This window comes from Occallatibacter savannae, from assembly GCF_003131205.1.
In the GTDB taxonomy this organism is placed as follows: Bacteria; Acidobacteriota; Terriglobia; order Terriglobales; family Acidobacteriaceae; genus Telmatobacter; species Telmatobacter savannae.
The window spans coordinates 132,772-152,312 of sequence record NZ_QFFY01000006.1 but is presented as its reverse complement, the minus strand read 5'-3'; the positions used below and the strand labels follow the sequence as shown (position 1 = coordinate 152,312).

The 19,541-nt window shown below is 53.9% G+C and carries 21 protein-coding genes, 2 tRNA genes and 1 pseudogene; 14 read left to right on the top strand and 10 right to left on the bottom strand.

Annotation, left to right across the window (positions count from 1 at the left end; genetic code table 11):
• Positions 1-21 precede the first annotated feature (21 nt).
• The gene (locus tag DHV10_RS21385) at positions 22-717 is read right to left on the bottom strand and encodes a cysteine hydrolase family protein (RefSeq protein WP_109488455.1); all 696 of its coding nucleotides are present in this window, start codon (positions 715-717) and stop codon (positions 22-24) included.
• A 149-nt stretch (positions 718-866) separates the two neighbouring features.
• On the opposite strand from DHV10_RS21385, the gene DHV10_RS28390 reads away from it, so the two are divergent.
• The 3 genes from DHV10_RS28390 (at position 867) to DHV10_RS21370 (ending at position 2,502) form a co-directional block, all read left to right on the top strand.
• Positions 867-1,262 (top strand): ArsR/SmtB family transcription factor, encoded by a 396-nt coding sequence (locus tag DHV10_RS28390; protein ID WP_109488454.1) that lies wholly within the window; start codon positions 867-869, stop codon positions 1,260-1,262.
• A 138-nt stretch (positions 1,263-1,400) separates the two neighbouring features.
• Positions 1,401-1,583 carry a DUF1272 domain-containing protein gene (locus DHV10_RS28385; protein ID WP_109488453.1) on the top strand — a complete coding sequence of 61 codons (183 nt, stop codon included), beginning with the start codon at positions 1,401-1,403 and terminating at the stop codon, positions 1,581-1,583.
• Positions 1,584-1,599: 16 nt separating this feature from the next.
• The gene (locus DHV10_RS21370; RefSeq protein WP_109488452.1) at positions 1,600-2,502 is read left to right on the top strand and encodes a DNA-3-methyladenine glycosylase family protein; all 903 of its coding nucleotides are present in this window, start codon (positions 1,600-1,602) and stop codon (positions 2,500-2,502) included.
• 1 nt (position 2,503) lies between these two features.
• Here DHV10_RS21370 and DHV10_RS28380 read toward each other — a convergent pair whose 3' ends face one another.
• From DHV10_RS28380 to DHV10_RS21355, 3 genes are all read right to left on the bottom strand, one after another.
• Positions 2,504-3,130, bottom strand: coding sequence for an RNA polymerase sigma factor (locus DHV10_RS28380; RefSeq protein ID WP_162601740.1), 627 nt, complete (start codon positions 3,128-3,130; stop codon positions 2,504-2,506).
• A gap of 426 nt (positions 3,131-3,556) precedes the next feature.
• Positions 3,557-4,741, bottom strand: coding sequence for an MFS transporter (locus DHV10_RS21360; protein ID WP_109488450.1), 1,185 nt, complete (start codon positions 4,739-4,741; stop codon positions 3,557-3,559).
• A 197-nt stretch (positions 4,742-4,938) separates the two neighbouring features.
• Positions 4,939-5,607, bottom strand: a complete 669-nt coding sequence (locus tag DHV10_RS21355; RefSeq protein WP_239461972.1) for a methylated-DNA--[protein]-cysteine S-methyltransferase — start codon at positions 5,605-5,607, stop codon at positions 4,939-4,941.
• Positions 5,608-5,726: 119 nt separating this feature from the next.
• On the opposite strand from DHV10_RS21355, the gene DHV10_RS21345 reads away from it, so the two are divergent.
• Positions 5,727-7,226, top strand: coding sequence for an MFS transporter (locus DHV10_RS21345; protein WP_109488447.1), 1,500 nt, complete (start codon positions 5,727-5,729; stop codon positions 7,224-7,226).
• A 46-nt stretch (positions 7,227-7,272) separates the two neighbouring features.
• Here DHV10_RS21345 and DHV10_RS21340 read toward each other — a convergent pair whose 3' ends face one another.
• From DHV10_RS21340 to DHV10_RS21335, 3 genes are all read right to left on the bottom strand, one after another.
• Positions 7,273-7,713 carry an MGMT family protein gene (locus DHV10_RS21340; RefSeq protein ID WP_109488446.1) on the bottom strand — a complete coding sequence of 147 codons (441 nt, stop codon included), beginning with the start codon at positions 7,711-7,713 and terminating at the stop codon, positions 7,273-7,275.
• Positions 7,714-8,338: 625 nt separating this feature from the next.
• Positions 8,339-8,406, bottom strand: a tRNA-OTHER gene (locus DHV10_RS27325).
• A 201-nt stretch (positions 8,407-8,607) separates the two neighbouring features.
• Positions 8,608-9,066 (bottom strand): hypothetical protein, encoded by a 459-nt coding sequence (locus DHV10_RS21335; RefSeq protein WP_109488445.1) that lies wholly within the window; start codon positions 9,064-9,066, stop codon positions 8,608-8,610.
• Positions 9,067-9,259: 193 nt separating this feature from the next.
• Here DHV10_RS21335 and DHV10_RS21330 point away from each other — a divergent pair, with 193 nt between their 5' ends.
• Both DHV10_RS21330 and DHV10_RS21325 read left to right on the top strand, forming a co-directional pair.
• Positions 9,260-10,372, top strand: coding sequence for a DUF262 domain-containing protein (locus DHV10_RS21330; RefSeq protein ID WP_109488444.1), 1,113 nt, complete (start codon positions 9,260-9,262; stop codon positions 10,370-10,372).
• A 3-nt stretch (positions 10,373-10,375) separates the two neighbouring features.
• Positions 10,376-11,080, top strand: coding sequence for a HEPN domain-containing protein (locus tag DHV10_RS21325; protein WP_109488443.1), 705 nt, complete (start codon positions 10,376-10,378; stop codon positions 11,078-11,080).
• 5 nt (positions 11,081-11,085) lie between these two features.
• Here the strand turns inward: DHV10_RS21325 and DHV10_RS21320 are convergent, their stop codons facing one another.
• Positions 11,086-11,577 (bottom strand): hypothetical protein, encoded by a 492-nt coding sequence (locus DHV10_RS21320; RefSeq protein WP_109488442.1) that lies wholly within the window; start codon positions 11,575-11,577, stop codon positions 11,086-11,088.
• A 230-nt stretch (positions 11,578-11,807) separates the two neighbouring features.
• On the opposite strand from DHV10_RS21320, the gene DHV10_RS28375 reads away from it, so the two are divergent.
• Both DHV10_RS28375 and DHV10_RS28370 read left to right on the top strand, forming a co-directional pair.
• Positions 11,808-12,071 (top strand): helix-turn-helix domain-containing protein, encoded by a 264-nt coding sequence (locus DHV10_RS28375; RefSeq protein ID WP_109488441.1) that lies wholly within the window; start codon positions 11,808-11,810, stop codon positions 12,069-12,071.
• A 105-nt stretch (positions 12,072-12,176) separates the two neighbouring features.
• Positions 12,177-12,773, top strand: a pseudogene (locus DHV10_RS28370) (DUF3854 domain-containing protein); the annotation flags it as partial.
• Here DHV10_RS28370 and DHV10_RS27855 read toward each other — a convergent pair.
• Positions 12,669-12,887 carry a hypothetical protein gene (locus DHV10_RS27855; protein WP_239461971.1) on the bottom strand — a complete coding sequence of 73 codons (219 nt, stop codon included), beginning with the start codon at positions 12,885-12,887 and terminating at the stop codon, positions 12,669-12,671. The pseudogene DHV10_RS28370 and the gene DHV10_RS27855 sit on opposite strands and share 105 nt — an antisense overlap.
• A 3-nt stretch (positions 12,888-12,890) precedes the next feature.
• Here DHV10_RS27855 and DHV10_RS21310 point away from each other — a divergent pair, with 3 nt between their 5' ends.
• The 5 genes from DHV10_RS21310 to DHV10_RS21285 all read left to right on the top strand — a co-directional run bounded on the left by DHV10_RS21310 (position 12,891) and on the right by DHV10_RS21285 (position 18,172).
• The gene (locus tag DHV10_RS21310) at positions 12,891-14,243 is read left to right on the top strand and encodes a primase-helicase family protein (protein WP_239461970.1); all 1,353 of its coding nucleotides are present in this window, start codon (positions 12,891-12,893) and stop codon (positions 14,241-14,243) included.
• Positions 14,244-14,466: 223 nt separating this feature from the next.
• The gene (locus DHV10_RS21305) at positions 14,467-14,961 is read left to right on the top strand and encodes a hypothetical protein (protein ID WP_109488439.1); all 495 of its coding nucleotides are present in this window, start codon (positions 14,467-14,469) and stop codon (positions 14,959-14,961) included.
• Positions 14,962-15,277: 316 nt separating this feature from the next.
• Entirely contained in the window at positions 15,278-15,538 is a 261-nt protein-coding gene (locus DHV10_RS21300) for a hypothetical protein (protein WP_109488438.1), read from the top strand.
• 722 nt (positions 15,539-16,260) lie between these two features.
• The gene (locus DHV10_RS21290) at positions 16,261-16,992 is read left to right on the top strand and encodes a recombinase family protein (protein ID WP_239461969.1); all 732 of its coding nucleotides are present in this window, start codon (positions 16,261-16,263) and stop codon (positions 16,990-16,992) included.
• Positions 16,967-18,172: a tyrosine-type recombinase/integrase gene (locus DHV10_RS21285; protein ID WP_162601738.1), complete on the top strand. Its 1,206-nt coding sequence runs from the start codon at positions 16,967-16,969 to the stop codon at positions 18,170-18,172. The genes DHV10_RS21290 and DHV10_RS21285 overlap by 26 nt, the downstream gene beginning before the upstream one ends.
• Positions 18,173-18,211: 39 nt before the next feature.
• Here the strand turns inward: DHV10_RS21285 and DHV10_RS21280 are convergent.
• Positions 18,212-18,286, bottom strand: a tRNA-Asn gene (locus DHV10_RS21280).
• Positions 18,287-18,431: 145 nt separating this feature from the next.
• On the opposite strand from DHV10_RS21280, the gene DHV10_RS21275 reads away from it, so the two are divergent.
• Entirely contained in the window at positions 18,432-19,496 is a 1,065-nt protein-coding gene (locus DHV10_RS21275) for an SDR family NAD(P)-dependent oxidoreductase (RefSeq protein WP_109488435.1), read from the top strand.
• The last annotated feature ends 45 nt before the right edge of the window (positions 19,497-19,541 follow it).

Below are 19,541 nucleotides of genomic sequence, written 5' to 3'. Positions count from 1 at the left end.
GGCGGCACCAAATCGCGAGACTCAAGCAGATGCGGCGGCCTTCATCTTCCCGACCGTCTGTTCGGTCGTCCATACGGCGTTTGCCATGAAGCGCCAATTCACCATTGCGGCTTCATAACCATCGCCTTCTTCGTTCACGCCAGCGGCAACCGCATCTCGAACCATCGCCACCTCGAACCCACCCTCGATGATGTCGCGCATATGGGATTCGAGGCAGATGTTCGCTACAGGTCCTGCCATGATTACCTTCTGGACCCCGCGCATATGCAACTGCTTGATCACGTCGTTCGCTTCGCACCCAAAGTGCTTGTGCGGCGATGTGTTGCAGGTGTGACCATCCATCAAATACTTCTTGAACGGCTCGTAATAATCGGCTCTAGAGCCCTGAAAGCCCTCGAGGTCCACCGGATCCTTGCGGCCGCAGAAACCGATGCCAATCAGATAGTGAGCGATCGCGCCGGGAGGCACGTTCCACTGGAGATCGGTCGGGTAGTACCAGTGTGGTGAGTGGATGACGTAATAGCCAAGTTCCTGGGCAGTCTTGAGAAGCTGTTCCAGATTCGCAATCACGTTCCGCTCCTTGAGAGCGTCTGCGATCAGCTCGTAATAGGTCCCGGACTTTTCTTCGAGAAATTCATTCTGCATGTCTGCCAGCACCAACGCGGTGTGCTGCTTGTCGATCTGCATCTCCGGGTTGCGATGGGTGAAAGTGAACATTGTGGATCTCCTCTGGTCCATTAGTGTGCGCTTGTTCGATGAACACCGAATACCTGAGATGTGACAAAAAAGAGGCAAATCCCGCCAAGGTAGCCAGCATTTATAGCTATTGAGCTGACAGTGACACTTTTCACCGCAGCTAGCATCGAATGGCTCACTGCGAGCAGAGACGGAACGCCGCGAATCTGAGGTTCGAAGGAGCCGCAATGGATTCGATTGGGGAACTTGATGCCCAACAAATTGCGAGAGCGCTGGGAGATCCCACTCGCTTTGCCATCTACAAACACCTGGCGGAGGCAAAGGAAATACGCTGCGGCGATATTTGCCTCGATACTCCGGTCCGAGCGCCCACGGTTTCCCATCACCTTAAGGTCTTGTCTGAGGCTGGACTGATTGAATCCCGGAGGGAAGGCCAAGGGGTGTACTACCGTGCGGTACCGGAAAGATTGAGAGTTTATCTGAAATACCTGCGAAAGGTCGGTCAAGCGGAACAGTCAGCACAGCGCAGCTCGTCCGCAAGGTTACCGCCTCATGGATGGTTATAAGAAAGTCAATTCACAACGGCTGTCTCGGTGGCGCCACTACAAGTAGTTTGCCTCGCTGAACGTACCCTTGCGCAAGTGGTTGGGTATAGGAGAGGCGACTTCACTGCAGAGATTCATAATCATAGGAGGTGCGGACCAATGTTGGAGATGAAAAGCAAATGCGAGACATGCGAGGCCAGCTTGCCGATGGACTCGGGTGATGCGATGATCTGTTCCTATGAGTGCACGTTCTGTGCACGCTGCGCCAATGACACATTGAAAGACATTTGCCCGAATTGCCAAGGCGAACTCGTTCGACGCCCGATCCGTCCATCCCGTTAGGCTGCGGACACGTTCGATGCTGAGATTTCCGGCCCACACTCTTGAGTTGCCCTATTCCCCACCCTACGACTGGGAGAATGTGCTTGCATTCTTTCGTGCGCATCGACTTCCGCATATTGAGGTGGTGGACGATTCCGGCTACGAGCGTGTCATCCGCGCTGGACGAGGTTTGGGATGGTTCCGCGTCGAGCAGCAGAAAAATCGAGACGCCCTCTTGCTTTCACTTTGGAATGGCTCGGAAAAAGACGCTGCTCGAGTCTCCCAATCGGTTCGGCGGATGTTCGACCTCGATGCGAATCCAGCCACAGTTCTCAGGGCAATGACCGCGGACAATCTCTTGTCGGCCTTCTGGGCTCAGCATCCCGGATTGCGCCTCGCGCGCTCCTGGGATGCATTTGAGTCGATATTCACCACCGTGCTCGGCCAAGTCGTCTCAGTGAGTTTCGGGCGCTTATTGATTGACGAACTGATGCAGGCTGCGGGGTCTCCGGCTGTCCACCCTAAGACAACTCAGCCGATCTCACTTTTCCCGTCCGCAAGACAGATACTCGAGGCCGATCTCTCGAAGGTTCGAACCTCGCGTGCACGAAGAGCCACAATTCGATCGGTCGCCCAGGTCATCGATGACGGTACTCTCAACCTGACCACCCTTCTCATCCCCGAGGTGCTCAGAAAGGTGCTATCGAGTATCCCCGGAGTTGGGGCATGGACAACGGAATACCTGGCCCTGCGAGCTTTCGGGGATGACAATGCATTCCCATCCACGGACTACGCATTGAAGCAGGAACTGAAACGTCATCCTGAGATAAGGCTGGATTCCGTTCAACCATTCCGTGGATATGCTGCTATTGCACTATGGAAGAGCTTCGCCGAATCGAGGAAAGTTCCGCTGAACGGTAGCCTCCTTCAGCAGCTTTAATTTACCGTCCTTTGCAGCGGGCGGCAGGATAGAGATCTCGGAGAAGAAGTCTGGCTCGATACAATCGCGCCTTAACTGCTGACTCAGACACATTGAGCGCGTTCGCGATCTCCTCCATGGAATATCCATGATTTACACGAAGACGAATTATTTGCTGCGACGAAGAATCGAGGGACGAGATCGCAGTGCCGATATGTCGGAGACTCTCTTTGGCCCCGTATAAGTCCTCAGGAGACCATCCTTGATCGGGGACTTCGAACGCGTGTTCGCGCCCATCCTCATCGTCTTGTCCGTCGAATGAGGATTCCCTTGATGTACGCCGCTGTCGAACTTTCATCAGGGCCGCGTTAATCGCAATCCTGCTCAACCACGAATAGACATGGCACCGCCTCTCGAACAGAGGCAGAGCGATGTATGCTTTGCAAAGGGCGTCTTGAAGTGCGTCCTCGGCATCCTCGGGGTGCCTTGTAATCGCAATGATCTGTTTAAAAAGACGGCGTGAATACGTTCTGTGTAGAGTCTCAAACGCGGGATGAGAGCCGGCCTGAGCTGATTGCAGCAGATCAGTTGATACGACTCCATCGAAGACTTCTTCCGAACGGGCGTGATTTGACCTCGCGTCTTGCACTGACGCTTCCCTCCCGATTGTGTGAATTCGCAAACGCCTTGATGTGTGAGCGCAATGGGCCCGCTTGTACCTGAATGCTCCGTGACACTCGAAGGCTACGAAGCAGGGGTTGTCCAGGTCTTCCAGGAAGAGAATCCGATTGGATGAGTTCGACCCTCATCGAATTCTCCTTCACTCATATTGCTCATTCGTAATCTGCAAGTGTTGCCAAAAAACCTTCATTTCGTGCCACGCAAACCGTTGCAACGACGCGAGAGACGAACTATAGAAGAAAGCTCGCGAATCCGGCGCACGCGACGGCTCGGCTTCGCCTGTTGGCTGATGAGTAAGTCTCGCTTTCTCGCATCGGCCCTAGAAGCAGAGAGTCCCCGCTGGCCAGCCAACGAGGACACCATTTCAGTCGAACTGATCAGCCGATGCTTCGGGCTATTGAGCCTCTGCTAGCTTGACGACTGGTTTTGCGGTGTTTGCCATACTAATCCTCCAGCTGGCCATTTCAGCGACAACCAAAGATACAGCAACTATTGACGCGCCAAGATAGCCGAGATGATGCGCGCCAAATGCAGGGATGCCAAGTGCGCCGATTACGCCAGCGACTGTAACCCCAAGGTACGTGAAAGAAGTATTCAGCCCCAATACAACCGGCGCCGTTTGCGGAGCAAGATGGACCAGGCGGCGTTGTTGGGGCGCGAGTAGTCCCCAACTGACGGCCCCGTAGACAATCAGTGCAGGTACGGTCGTCCAGAGGCTTGCTGCAGTCCAGGAGAACGTCGCGACGACTAGAGTCAGCACAACCAGCATTGCAAGAATCAGTTTTCGGTCACCTATGGAGTCAGCCAGCCGACCAGAAACCAAGTTGCTCACTGTACCGCTCACGCCCCAGATGACCAAGAGTGCGCCGGTCAACAGCGCGTTGTGGCCGATAGCTCTGTCGAAGACCACGGTGAAGTACGTATAGATGATGAAATGACCGCTCTGATATACCCACGTGCATAGAAGTGTGAGCGCAACGCGCGGATCTGCCACAGGCGCAACCCGCTGTCTGAGAGTGATCTTCGGAGGTAGGGGTATTTCCGCCAGCAATAGACCCACGCCAATAAGAGCACCCACAGCGAGTGCGGAGACAAAGGCCATCGTCCACCGCCAATCGCCCAATCCTCCGATGACAGCCCCGATTGGGGATCCTAGGGCGGTCGCGACCGTCAATCCTGCGATCACGATTGAGAGTGCGTGGCCCCGCCTTTCTGGTGCGACAATCGTAGCGGCAGCTCCCGTTGCAGTAGGGGCGAACATTGCCGCACCGATACCTGCGAGAATGCGGCTGGCCATTGCGATAGCAAAGTTCGGGGCGCTCGCGGTGAGTAGATTGGCTACCGCGAAAACACCAAGGGCAGCCAATAGCATGCGCTTGCGTGGAACGTGAGCGGCTACAGCCGCAATCAGTGGCGCCATCAGAGCGTAGGTGATGGCATATGCGGTCGTCATTTGCCCGGCTGCCCCGATACTTACGCCGAATGCTCTGGAGATTTCAGGAAGAACTCCTGCTACAACAAAGCTGTCCGTTCCGAGTGCGAACATTCCGAGAGCTAAAACAAGCAAACGCCGATCCATCGAAACCTCCCATTGAAAACAGATTTTGGATGTTTGGAGGTCAGTCGGAACTCTGACAAATAGAGGGCAAATTCTGCCAAACTCTTGGAATTGCTGGGCGCGAGGCCATCGCACCGATTTTTAGATTGGGTAACTTACCTGAATGCGGACTTCAACGTTTTCTTGATAGTGGACGCGACTCAGCTAACGGTCGGGCCTTATTTTGCGGCGTTCCGTGACAATTGAAAATTTCGCGGAGTGAACAGCGTGCCTTCGCGTCTTTCCAGCTTGAGCAGATGTGCCTTTGCATCGAGACCACCTGCGAAACCGGTGAGCTTACCCGAAAAACCAACTACGCGATGGCAGGGTACGAGGATCGCTAACGGATTCCGGCCGTTCGCGGCACCAACGGCACGGGTGGCTCTTGGGTTTCCGAGTTGATTTGCTAGTTGTCCATAAGTACTGGTCTGTCCGAAAGGGATTCCGAGCAATGCCTTCCACACCTGCTTCTGAAAGTTTGTGCCCCTCATATCGAGTGGTATGGTGAAGCAGTCTCGATCGCCAGCAAAATACTCTTCAAGTTGCTTCTCAGCGCGGAGCAGTATCGGATGGTCGGTGCGCTCGACCAATTCAGAAAGACGAACACGGCGAGGATTGTCGTTCTCCCAAAGAATGGCGAGCAGCCCGCTATCACTGGCGACCAGCTTGAGCTTTCCGATAGGCGATGGAACAACTTTGAATGACAGATTCGTCGTATTATCCTTCCGTTTCATTGGCGGCCACCCATTTGAATATGGATTTAGGGCATCAGATCTTCCTGGATGTCCAGCCAGTGGATGTACCGACGACCCTCCAGGCACTGCCAATAAAGATGCATATCCGGCCAAATGTTCTCTAGCCGGAATTCATCCAGCATTGAGTTGCAGAGAACCTTTCGTGCATCCATCCTATTTACTGAGATCAGAATCGGTTGTTTGCGCACCGTCGACACCACTGGAGATCCTCCATGCAGGACAGCACCATAGTGACGACCAAGACAGCGACCATCGTTCTTGCTGCGACAATTCTCGGTTCAAGCATGGCATTTCTGGACGGCACGGTAGTCAACCTTGCCTTGCCAGCCCTGCAAAGGGACTACAAAGTCGATATATCGGTCGTGCAGTGGGTCGTAGAGGCTTATGCGCTCACGCTAGCCTCACTTCTTCTCGTTGGTGGTTCGCTTGGAGATCGCTATGGTCGGAAAAGGGTCTACATCTGCGGAATCCTTCTCTTTGCGGTTTCCTCAGTGGCGTGTGGTCTGGCACAGAGTCCTCATTGGCTGATCGTCGCGCGAACGATCCAAGGCGCTGGAGCGGCTCTCCTAGTCCCAGGCAGTCTTGCATTGATTACTGCTGCATTTCCCGAAAGCGAACGAGGACGGGCGATTGGAACCTGGTCTGGGTTCTCCGCAATCACCGCGGCTGTCGGACCAGTAGCAGGCGGCTGGCTGATCGAGCATTTCAGCTGGCGCTGGGTGTTTCTTCTGAATTTGCCACTTGCGGCAATCGTTGTCATCCTCTGCTCTTCTGTGCCAGAGGCACGGGATGAAGGCGCGAAGGGCCGTCTGGATTGGCCGGGTGCAGCTTTCACAACCATCGGATTGGTGGGAATCACTTATGCGCTGATCGAGTGGCCTTCGATGAACAGCCACGCCATTTTGGCAGCCGTTGCGGTTGGCGGGGTGATGGCACTAGCTGCATTCAGCTTCATCGAACAACGTGCTGAATCGCCGATGGTTCCGTTCGGTCTATTCCGCTCCCGCAACTTCACCGGCGCGAATCTATTAACGTTTCTCGTTTATGCACCTCTGGGTGCTCTACTGTTTTTCTTCCCTCTAGATCTGATTCAGATTCAACATTACTCCGCCACGAAAGCGGGCGCGGCCTTCTCGCCGTTTGTATTGATCATGCTCGTTTTGTCTCGCTGGGCTGGCCGATTGGTAGAGCGCTACGGAGCTCGGTTGCCGCTCACTATTGGCCCGTTCATCACAACCGGCGGCTATGTCGCGTTCGCTTTGGCGCCGCAAGATGGGCATTACTGGAAATCCTTTTTGCCTGCCGTACTCGTTACGTCGCTCGGAATGGCGATCACCGTGGCTCCACTCACCACAACAGTCATGAACGCCGTTCCTGAGTCACACGCGGGAGTAGCATCCGGAATTAACAACGCCGTGTCGCGCCTTGCTTCCTTGATTGCAGTCGCGGCTTTCGGAGCAATTCTGGTAATGATTTTCACGCACACTCTTGATCAGAGGTTGGCGCAACTCAGCTTGCCAAGTGCGGAAGCAGCGCAGATTCTTGCCGGCCGATTACAACTTGCAGCGGTCAAGACCTCGAGTCCGGAAGCAGCCCGCGCAATCGCCGAATCGTTTGTCGAGGCATATCGGGCGGTGATATGGATTGGGGCCTGCTCTGTATTCACCGGAACAGTTGCCGGTTGGCTTTTCATCAAGCCCACGTCACGCTAAAGAGAACGAGCGCATCGAGAAAAGGCTGTTCTCGAATTCGTTTTGGTCAGATCTGGAGATCCTTATAAACTTCCCAAGGCTTAAGAGCATGTTCGAACCGGACCATGTCGACGCGCTCACCGCGGAACCGAACTCCCTCTAATTTGAGTCTTGCTCGCTGCTCACGTGCAGCTGCTCCTTTGAGCTTGATCTCGCCGCCTGCGCCGAGCACTCGATGCCACGGCAGCTGATCAGGTGGATCAGTTCTCAGCAGCCTCGCAACGGCTCGATGGAGGCGTGGATAGCCGGCTGCAGCAGCGACGCCACCGTATGTGCTCACCTTCCCTGGCGGAATTGAGAGAATGATCCGACGAAACGCAATATCGCGGGGTTCATCCGTGTGTAACGAAGCGCGAATAATGCTCCGCTTGGCCTTTCCCCTTGAAAGCTGATCTGCCGGGATACGACTCTTTCCAAACTTGTGGCTTGAGCTTCCGTCAAGTCTCATCCCTCTAGCATCCTCCATCAGCTTTACGACGACAAGGCGTTTCGCAAAAGTATCGATCACATAGAGCGCCGTTCAACGAGTCCCTGTGAAGTCTGCCTAAACTTCGCCAGCGAAATCTTGATCGCAAGCGAAGTCACGAAGGCAATGGCCGCTCTCAAGTCCCCGATTGGAACAGAACAACTTTCGAGGGGTTGTCGAGCAATCGCTAGCGATAAGACCGTGCGATTCTGAGTAGCTCTTGAAGCATTGCGAGATAGCAGGTCGGCGGCGTAATCGCTGGGCGTTTACCGGAGTTCAGATCGTTGGCTCTAGGTCCAATTCTGAATCGCCTCTACATACATTGATTCACTCGCGCGCCTGTGCCGCTCTCGCCAGGTCCGTTTTGATCGCGAGACTAAATGCGACCACCCACAGAACTACCCACAGCGACCTATCGTAAACCTGATCAGCACGCGCGAAAGTCGTTGAGTTTGCGGGAGATTCACGGCAAGCGCGTTTTACGATCATTCGGTGATTTGCTAGCTGATGATCACTGATGTGTAAAATCAAGCACTTAGCCGAACGCTAATACCGAAAACTGCAACATAAAGAATTCTGTCTAACCTGTAAGTTGTTGATAATAAACTGGCTCCTCAGGTAGGACTCGAACCTACAACCCTTCGGTTAACAGCCGGTACGGGCGAAAACTGAGGGCCAGTCACGTTAGTCAATGAACATGCGGCTTCTTCAATATCTATAAGGGTTTCGCGCTTCCCTACCCCTGAAAACCGACATGGGCTGAGTGGTACGTTTTGGTACGGTTTTGTACCCTGACTACCCTCACTTTCGCCCTCATTTTTGACCCTTTTGGGGCAGACGATCTACAGAGTGCCGCCTGCCCTAAAAGGTCTCTGGTCACTCAGCTAGTTTGCGCGCAGTTTGAAGAGATTTGATGGTAGCTTTAGTGTCTTCATGCAGAGTTTGAAGGAGAAGCTCCAGCCTTCCAGAGGCCAGAATTCTCATCTCCCTTGAGCTCTTCAGAAGCAACTTCGGCTCGCTCTCGTCGTAGAGATTCTCCCAAGGACATTCTTCATCGTTTTGGTAAAATCCCCGCTCAACTCTCACCTGCTTGATTGCAAATCCCCACCCGTCCTGAGTCTTTGCGAATCCAAACATGTTTCGAAGCGCAGAACTTCTACTTGCTGAGCCAGAGTCAGCAGTTTCATTCAGAATTACCCATGATTGAACGCCGAGGTTTATTCGCTTCAGCTTATCTTCAAGCTGGGCGAGTGCCTCAGAGTACAGATCAGTCTCTTTGTTGAGGGTTTCAGCTAGGCGGGACAGTTCAGAAAGCTGATTTAGTGTTTCCTGCATGATGGGATTCCTCCCCGACCTTCCGGTCATTGGATTTTAGCCGCTGCTTCCGCATCGACCGGTTCGATTGTACCACGCCATTTCACGTCTTTGAAGATTCCTGAGCCATTGCTCTGATGTGAATGTGAAATCTCGCATGATAAGGTAGGTTGTTCAGCCACAGATTGTTTTGCAATGGGGGATATTGCCCGCAATGCCTAAAACTCCCGAAGGCGCACTGGCAGATAAGCTCTTTCCGTCAGAAGAACCACATGCAGATTCGATTCTGTCGATTCCGCCCGAGCAGCGACGACTTCACACTGAGACGTATGACTTCTCGATAGCAACTATTTACGACAAGCTCAATAGTAGAGAAAAAAGTCTTTTCATACCGGAGTTCCAGCGAGGATATGTCTGGAAAAAGCCTCAAGCGTCTCGACTGATCGAATCGCTCATAATTCAGTGCCCTATTCCGGTGATTTATCTCAGCCAAGAGCGTGACGAGAGGCTTTCCGTAATAGACGGAAATCAACGTCTTCAGTCGATACGAAAATTTCTGAATAACGAGTTCGAGCTTTCAGGATTGACAGCATACCCTGAACTCGACGGCTTGAAGTTTGAGGAGTTGGATCCACGTTTTCAAAGACACATACTGAATCGCACGTTGCGATGCATCGTAATCATGAAGGACACGCACCCGCAGGTGAAGTTCGATGTCTTTGAGCGGCTAAACAGCGGGGCCATCGAGTTGTCTCCTCAGGAACTTCGGCACGGCATTTTTCACGGCCCCTTTGTTGAATGGGTGGGTAGAACGGCAAGACGCGAGGAATGGCGAAGACTGGTGCACGCTGGCAACAACAAACGAATGAAAGCCGAAGAGTTTCTGATCCGTTTTCTTGCTCTTCAAACAGACTTCGAACACTACGAGAAGCCTCTGGCTGGGTATCTGAACAGTTTCACTGAGCGCAATCGTGATGCCTCGCAAGATCAGTTGCAAGATTTCCTAGCAGTATTTGACCGAACTACTGCTGCGGTCGAAGCACTCTTAGGAGGCGCAGCATTCGCTATCTTCGACGTTCATCACAACAACAGAATCGTCAGCTCTTTCAACGCGGCTTTATTCGACGCTGAGATGGTTGCAGTGAGTAGATCAGGGCTGACTGCTCAGAACATTCGCGAGCCTAACCGCGCCGCATTTCACTCTGACCTTGGGGAGCTTTTCTACGATGAAGAGTTTCAGCGAACGATTTCAAGGGCGACGAGCGACGAAGAACGTGTCAGAACGCGCATAACATCAATGCGGCAGCTCATCTCCCAACACTTCTAGACCATGCCATACCGCTACAGCCGGGCGCGCAAGCAGTTCATCGCGGATGTCGGTGTCGTTCTGACGACATTGAAAGATGCCTTCTCACCCGCGTGTACCTCGACAAGTGTTCAGAATTATGCACTTTGCAGTGCAGTCATTCTCACAAGCGCAGGATTCGAATCGTACTTAGAGACCCTTGTCTCCGACTGGTGCAGAGCATTGCTGGCGAACGGTATCAACACCGATCTGTTGCCATTGAATACCAGAGCATTTCTGCTAAACGACCCGGCAATTGAAGGCGCATACAAGAAGTTCATTCTTCGACAGAACGAGTCCGACTTCCTTCCTGAAATTGGAGGTCTGGTTGGGAATGACATCTTTCTATTCGCGAAGAATGGGGAAGTGATACCAGCCTTCCAGCCGCGCCGCCTGTACTCTGATTGCAAGTATCCGTCCCCCAACAACATAAAGCGCCTATTCAGACGGTGCGGAATAGATTCTGTGTTCGCTAAGTTGGCCGCAGTGGCGCAGAAGAACGTCGAGAATCTGCTCACGTCGTTCAATGATGTTCGAACTGAGATGGCGCATGATGGAATGCCAGTCGGCTTGAGCGCCACCGACGTAAGAGCTCGAATATCTGACGCGAAATCGGTGATCGGATATATTGATCGCGTTTTCTATGCCCACGTTCGTAAACAGACTGGAGAAGCGTCGTGGACGGTCTGAGTCAACTACTTCGATGCACCGCAGGATGACTCCAATTCGCCAATTCTAGTCATCACTTCGGAAACAAGCCTGTTCTCTACTGGGGATGTCTCTCTCATCAGATAGACAAAGTCGTCAACAACGCTCGAACTGCTCTCTGGAGCATCGACAACCGCGCTGGCCACTTCTCGCAAGGTCCAGAGGTTGTCACGAAGAGCAAGCTCGTCAGATACCGTGCGATGATGCCGAAGTCGGTCTATCGTCTCGTGGGCACCGCGTACTTGCTCTCTTCCCATGCGGTAATTGATCTCGAACACTTTACCAACCTGGTAACTAATAGAGGAATTCTTTGACGGGTCGATTTGTCTGAGAGCCAGTTCCCATCTAGGCAATAGGCGCTCAGTGGTATCCAGGAGGTGATTCAGTTCATTTTCCGACATCTGAGCGGCAGCCGATTGCGCACCACCACATAGAACACTGACGAACAGTAGAGTGATCCAAACTTGCCTGTTGACCATGCTGCCATGCTATTACCTGAATCGACGAACTGAGCAGTCTTGGCGCGGGTTTTGGCGTTCAGCATGTTATATAACATGTTCATTTTAAACACGTTATGGTAAGCTAGATATAGTTAGATTTGATTCTGTGTGGTGCGTGAAAGAACGGCTCTTTCACCCGCCCCAGAAGGATGCAATACCCCTCGCCCAGTGACCTCAGTTTGAGGCACTACTGAATCGGAGCAAATCTCATGTCTCGAAGAGCCTCTAAAAAGGCCCCGATACGGGTGCGTCTTCACGTTCGCCGCCCTGCCGCTGCGAGCGCAAAACTTCTGACGGTTTCACAATCTGCCCAATACGTCGGTCTCAGTGAAGTCACGATTCGTCATTGGATTTCGGGTCGTCGCATTGAGGTTGTGCGCATCGGTCGCAGCGTGCGCCTAAGTCGCGCATCACTGGACGCACTGATCGCCCGCAGCACGGTGCCAGCAGATCGCCGTGTCGCAGTTGCATGACCGGAAGCAGCACAAGACTGCGTACAGGGAAGGGGCAGGTCAGTGAAGACGCGCAAGAAGACAACGCTCAAACCGAAAACACAATCGGCATCACCTAGACAAAGAATGTTGGCTGATTTGGATGGATCGTGTCTCGATTCAAAGGATGCCAGAGATCTCGACTACAACCCCAAAGCCGCGAATCAATCAGCGGCTCTGAACCTGTCCCGTCAAGGCGACGGCTACATTCTGCCTGCTCACGATGAACATGGGAACGTAACGACCGGTTTTCAATTCAGGTTCTTCGAAACGGAGGGCACCGGATTTCTTAAGGGTGCGAAGCTGCGAAAGTACGATCAGCCATTCGGATCAGACCCATGTATCGATCTGCCGCCAGTTGGTGACAAGTCTTGGAGCGCCCTCAAAAAGAACCCTGAACAGCCAGTGATGGTAACTGAAGGCTTCAAGAAAGCCGCATGTGCCACGAAGCACATTATGCCGTGTATCGGCTTGACTGGCGTTTGGAACTGGACGCAGAGCAGAAAGGGTCACGACATCATACCTGCTCTCGTTGATGGCTGGAACTGGCGCGGTCGTACCGCATTCATCTGCTACGACTCAGACGCGCAGTTTAATCGGCAGATCATCATTGCGGAGAACAGACTGGCGCGAGCCCTGACTGATCTCGGCGCTCTTGTCTTCATCGTTCGAATTCCCCGTGACGACAATTCTCAGCAAAAGGTTGGTCTCGATGACTACATCAAGAGGCATGGCGCCGAGGCGTTCGAAAAGCTTCTTCGTGAGGCGAAGCGATACGCACTCTCGTGCAAGCTGCACGAGATGAATGAATCCTTCGCAGTAGTGAAAAGCCTAGGTGCTGTTCTTGAGTATCCGACCAGCGATCACGAAGCCCTTCGAGTGCAGTCCGCAGAAAAGTTTATAAAGGTCATCGCTGCCGATAAGACCATGAAGGTCAACAAGGATACAGGCGAGGTAGATGAAGATGTCTCTGCGAATACTAAGGCGGTCTCGGTTGCGGATGCGTTCTTGAAGTGGCCCGGTCGCAGCGTATTCGACCACATCGACTACGAGCCGAATCAGGGAGTGAGAACCAGTAACAACGGTTACAACGCTTGGACTAACCCCGGCATTGAGCCTCTAAAAGGCAATACCAAACCATTTGATGAATTGATGGCTCATCTCGTGCAAGACGAGACTGAACGCCGTCATCTCTGGAGGTGGTTTGCACATCCACTACAGAATCGGGGCGAGCGATTGAACCATGCCGTCTTGCTGTGGTCGCTCAACCGTGGTGTTGGTAAGACTGCGCTGGGAGAAGTGATTGCTTCGTTGCACGGCGAAAGTAACTGGTCCCAGGTACGACAGGAGCAGCTTGAATCTAGCTTCACCGAGTGGCAGCTTTACAAAACGCTCGTTGTTGTAGACGAGGTTCACGCCGGGTCGGTCAAGGACTCGAAAGCGTTTGCGAACAAGATGAAGAATCTCATCACGCAGAAAAACATTTCGATCAATCAGAAATTTGTTCGTGAGTTCACGATCCGCAACACGGTGAACTACTACCTAACGTCAAACGAGCCTGTAGCAATGCTCACTGATGACAAGGAGCGCAGATACTTCATCGTTCACGCAAATGAGATCGCCCCGAACGCAACATTCTTTCAAGAGTTCTGGAGATGGGCGAAGAGTGAGAAGGGTAAGTCTGCCCTGCTTTACAAACTGCTGCACGAGATTGACCTAACGGAATTCAACGCCATGGCCCCGCCACCCAAAACCGATTCATTTCACAGCATGGTGAGACTTGGGCGCTCACCGCTTCAGAATTTCTGCCACGAACTGAGAGACAGTCGTGAGACGGTTCTTGACGATGTGAAGTGGGCCAAGTCGCCATACGCAACCGCAGATGAGCTGCTGAAGGTGTATGCACGTCTGAATTCCGACTCGAAGGTAAATTCACAGCAACTTGCCAACGAGCTTGCACGAGCGGGCTTCAGACAGGCAAACGGCGGGCGACAAATACGCGTGCCGACCACAAATCTGAAGCTTCGCTTATGGATCATTAACGAACTTTTTGCTGCGAACATCACTCCGCGCGAGATCGGTGAGGAGTTTTTGAAGTATCGGTCATCGCTAAAGCCAAAGCACTCTGAGAGAGGAGGGCAGAGAAAACGGTGAATTGTCTGTCTCGCCTGTCTCGGTCTCACCCCATGTGTCTATTAACCCCTACAGGCTTTTCTCTACTTGTTTTCTTTAGATCAATTTAGGTGAGGCAGGTGAGACAGACGACAGAAGTGGCCAGTTTTCATGCGGATTAGAACGTGCATCACCTCTACCTGACTCACTCCATTGTCAGGTGAGCCACGGTGAGACAGCACAGAAAGGTTAGGGGAGATCAGAAATGACGAACAGCCGAATTCAGCAACTGGAATCCGAAATCGCAAACATTCGACGCGAAGAACAGAAACAGGCACAGGCCGAACAGTTAGAGCAGCTTCGAACGGTAACCTGTGAGCTAGAAAAGATCGAAGATTTGTTTACACAACAGAAGCAGTTGATTCAGCAGACAGACGCGCTATTGCTCGCATTCAATCGGGAAATCGTGAATCAACAAGCAGTCGTTGGTGCCTCGTTGTCGGTGCGGCCCGAAGCCGCTTTGTATCTCACTCCTCAAGAATCAAAAGAGGTCGCAAACTGGACGCGTGCCCACGAGCAGCACGAAGCCAAGCTTGCCGAACTTGTGCAGCAGCGTAATTCACTTCCCGTGCTCGACCGCGTAGCCACAGTGCAGCTTGGCGAACGTATTCAATACCTACGCCAAGTGAAGATCAATCTCTTGAACTCGCTCGGCGGGTCGCTCACCAAGATCGAGGGAGGAATTTACAGCGTTCGTTAATTCGCATTGAGCCGCCGTTTTCTTGGTTGCCAGCGGTGGCTCGACGGGCGGTGCTTCTGCGTTGTCACCGCCCGTTTCCAAGATGAAGTGCTCATAGGGCCGCAACTTTGTGAGTGCTTCATTCAACGGGTTTCTTTCTCACCCAGTCGCGTTTCTTCCTTTCGGACCGTGTGAGATTCTTCGCCCGTTGAACGCCATCGAGTGGGGCACGCGCAGCGCACTCGATTGCAAACCCCGAGCGACGGTGAGAGATGCAGTTCACCGCCTGCATGCGACTCCCGTCGTTTGGGCATTTTTAAGGGATTGGAGAAAAGCAATGAGTGACGACACATTTGGTTATCAATTCGCGGTAGGCGTGATTCGCAGCCTTCGCCAGATCAAGGCTTACCTACGCTTCAGCCGCTTCGCCAGAAGAACGTTCCGACGCGCACCAGCCAATGAGTCCAGCAGTGCGAGACGGGCACGTCTGATCAGAAATGTTGCAACTCGGGCTGAACTGCTACGTCAGATGCATCCCGATGACAGGCGCGAGGTTCTTGGAATTGAGAACCCCGGCAATAGCGACAACATCAACTGAGCACAGACATCGCGCCTTTTCGGCGAAGTGGGACAGAGATGAAGAAGAAACAGACGTACGAAGCCGTACCTTCAGAGCGAAAGAAGAATCCGCCGCGTACTGCGTTCAAGAAGGGTGGCCCAAACCCGCACGCTTTTCAGCCAGGAAACGAACCTGCGAATAAGGCTGGTGGTCCACACAAGATGCATCTCGTCAGCCGTGCATTGAAACTGCAACTCGCTAATCGAGCGCCTCGCAGGTGGACTCGGGCCCTCGGCCTCAGTTCGCACTCCAGCATTGCCCAATGTCTCTCATACAGTCTGATCAGGCGCAGTCTAGGGGGCGATTTGCAGGCTGCGAACTTGGTTCTCCAGTACACAGAGGGTGCACCGAAGCAGCACCTTACTTTCGATGATGTAACTGATGACCAACAGCCCCGCCGGGTCGAGATCATATTCCAAGAGAGTGACGGCGATGGCCGTCTGCGTACCTTGCCTACGACCGTTGATGGCTTCTTAGCTGATGAGCCATTGGCGCTGCCCAAGGTAACCGACTGACCCCGTAGGCCCTGAGGGCGATCTAGCTGGTACCTAGGCCACCCTCAGGCCCCGCGAACGCGCCATAGGGCCTTTCTGGCCGATTATCACCCCTAATTTGAGCCGTTTACAGACCCTTGTAACGGCCAAGCTCAGGTATTTACAATTACCTCAACCACCATTGAGGCATTGGTAAAGGGGGTGCAAATGACAGGTTTGAGGGTACCAAGGTTCGTTGCTTACTACCGCGTCAGCACGGAGCGGCAGGGTAAGAGTGGCCTCGGACTCGAAGCACAACAGAAAGCAGTCGCCGATTACTTGAACGGCGGCAAGTGGAAGCTCATTGGCGAGTTCACAGAGATCGAGAGTGGCAAGCGCAAAGACCGACCCGAATTGGAAAAAGCTCTGCGCCTCTGCCGCACTCAGAAAGCAACTCTCATCATTGCCAAGCTCGACAGACTCGCACGTAACGTTCACTTCATCTCGGGCTTGATGGAAAGCCAGGTCGATTTCGTAGCCGTTGACTTCCCACAAGCGAATCGGCTCACTGTGCACATTCTTGCGGCCGTAGCTGAGCACGAAGCCAAGATGATTTCCGACCGAACGAAAGCCGCGCTAGGTGCAGCAAAAACGCGCGGCGTGAAGCTCGGTGGAGATCGCGGTTCAATCGCAACGCAGGCATCGCGTGGTGCAAAAGCAAGTGCCGCAGCGCGACGCCGAAAAATCGAATCACGGCGGGCTGATCTGCTTCCTGTGATCGAGGAACTTCAGAAATCGGGTGTGACCCAATTGCAGAAGATCGCAATGACGCTAAACGAATTGGAATACACAGCACCACGAGGCGGGCTGTGGCATGCAAATACGGTCCGCAGGCTTCTTCAACAACACACTTCAACAGAAGAGGAGACACCTAATGGGTCTATTCAAACGAAAGGGTAGCAAGGGCCAGAACGGAGGCGCTGCCTTCAATGTCTGGTGGTACGAGTTCTCTTTTCAGGGCGTCAGAATCCGGGAGAGTGCTCGGACCAACAACAAAGAGGTAGCGGAGCGCATCATGCGTGAGCGGCGTCGCAAGCTTGAAATGGGCTCTGCTGGCGTTAAGGAAGTTGCGAAGCCGAAGACCTTCAGCATCGCAGCAAGAGACTGGCTCGACACCAAGCAATCGCAGTGGAGCAAAAGTAACCACCGAATCGAGACTACGAACGTTTCTCATCTACTTCCCCACTTCGGCAAGATGCTGCTCACCGACATTGAAGGCGATGACGTGGCGCGGTATCAGGCTCGACGCAAGGACGCCAAAGCATCAGCGAAAACCATTCATCTCGAAATCGGTGCGCTTCGCGCCATCATGCGCAAGCATCGCGTATGGGCGAATATCCAACCCGATGTGAAGATGCCCAAGGTCAGCAACGAGGTGGGCAGAGCGTTGACCGATGATGAACAGCACCGACTGTTGGTTGCGTGCAAAAAGAGCAGATCGCGGGCGCTGTATCCTGCGTTTCTTCTTAGCTTGCGCACTGGTCTGCGAAGTGCAGAGCTCCGGCATCTCCAGTGGCGCAATATCGATCTGGTTGGCGGTGAGGTCACCGTTGGCAAGTCGAAGACTGAGGCAGGCGAGGGGCGCAATGTTCCGCTGTCTGATGATGCGCTGCTCTGCTTGAAAAAGTGGCGTAGCCTATTCCGTGATGCGAAGCCTGTGCACTACGTCTTTTGCTCTGAGAAGTACGGCCTTGATGGTCAGAACGGCCGCAAGGGTGGCAAGTCGGTGCCGTACAAGATTGACCCAACGAAGCCGATTGGCCCGTTCAAAGACTCATGGGACCGTGTTCGCGAAACCGCCAAAGTCGAATGCCGTTGGCACGATGCACGGCACACGTTCATCTCCAAACTAGGCGAAAGCGGTGCCAGCGACACCGATATTCTCGCCCTAGCTGGTCATGTGAGCCTGAAGATGCTGAGGCGATACAGCCATTCCGGTAACGAACGCAAACGCGCTGCCATCGCCGCAGCCTTCAACAGCACTGCGAAGCCGCGTCGGGCTCAGAAACAGAGCACGCCGCAGGGGTACCCTCACTTTCGCCCTCACTCCGAAAGTGCTCAAAATATTCAGATTATGTAGTTTGTGATTAGAAGCCGCGTGTTTATTGGGCTAAATGATTGGCTCCTCAGGTAGGACTCGAACCTACAACCCTTCGGTTAACAGCCGAATGCTCTGCCATTGAGCTACTGAGGAGTGAGTGGCGTTGAATTGTCCTCTATAAACGTAACAGACTCAGTGGATCGCGTCAAAATCGCCCGCCTCAAAACCACCCGAACTCCATCTCTCAAGGCTGCGTATCCTCCTCATCGGACATCCAACCCTCTTTCGGAGGAGATCTATGAAATCGCGCGACGGCTCACTGCTTCGCAACGCCGCCTATCTCGGACTCGGTCTGGCTTCCACCATCATCAGCACCCTCTCCGACCGCACCCGGAACAAGGCCGACTGGACCCGAGGCAAAGTCGTCGTCATCACCGGAGGCTCGCGCGGACTCGGACTCGCTCTCGCCGAGGAGTTCGGTCGCCGTGGCGCCAGGCTCGTGCTCGCCGCCCGCAACGAAGCTCAACTCGCCGAAGCCCGCCGCCTCCTCCTCGATCGCGGCTCCGTCCGCAGTGCCGACGATGTCCTCCTCGTCACGGCTGACCTCCGCAAGCCCGAAGACGCCTCCCGCCTCATCGACGAAGCTACCCGCCGCTTCGGCCGCGTCGACATCCTCATCAACAACGCCGGCGTCATCACCGTCGGCCCGATCGAAAATCAAACTCTGGACCAGTTCCGCGAAGTCATGGACTCGAACTTCTTTTCCGGCCTGCACTGCACCCTCGCAGTCCTGCCGCAAATGCTCGAACGCGGCGACGGCTCCATCGCCACCGTCTCCTCCATCGGCGGCCGCATCTCCGTTCCGCATCTGCTGCCCTACTGCGCCAGTAAGTTCGCCGCCGTCGGATTCTCTGAAGGCCTCGGCATGGAGTTGCGCTCCAAAGGCATCCGCGTTACCACCATCTGCCCCGGCCTCATGCGCACCGGCTCGCATCGCAACGCCCTCTTCACCGGCGACTCCGCGCGCGAGTATCAGTGGTTCAGTCTCGCCGCCAACACGCCCGGCGCCTCCGCCTCAGCCCGCCATGCCGCCAAGAAGATTGCCAACGGCATCGCCGCCGGCTGCGCAGAAATTACGATCACACCTCAAGCCTTGATCGCCGCTCGCCTTGGCAACCTCTCGCCTGAAACCAAGCGCATTGCCATGATGGCGATGAACATGGCCCTCCCCGATGCCAAAGAAGGACAGAACTCACCCCATCGCGGCGGAGAAGTGCGCGAGCGCGAGCTCTTCCCCGCCTCCACCATTGGCACCTCCGCCGCCCAGCGCTACAACCAGATGACCGCTGTCGCCGAATCATAACCATAGCCATCGCAACAGGGCACATCAACTCAACCGCGCTTACAA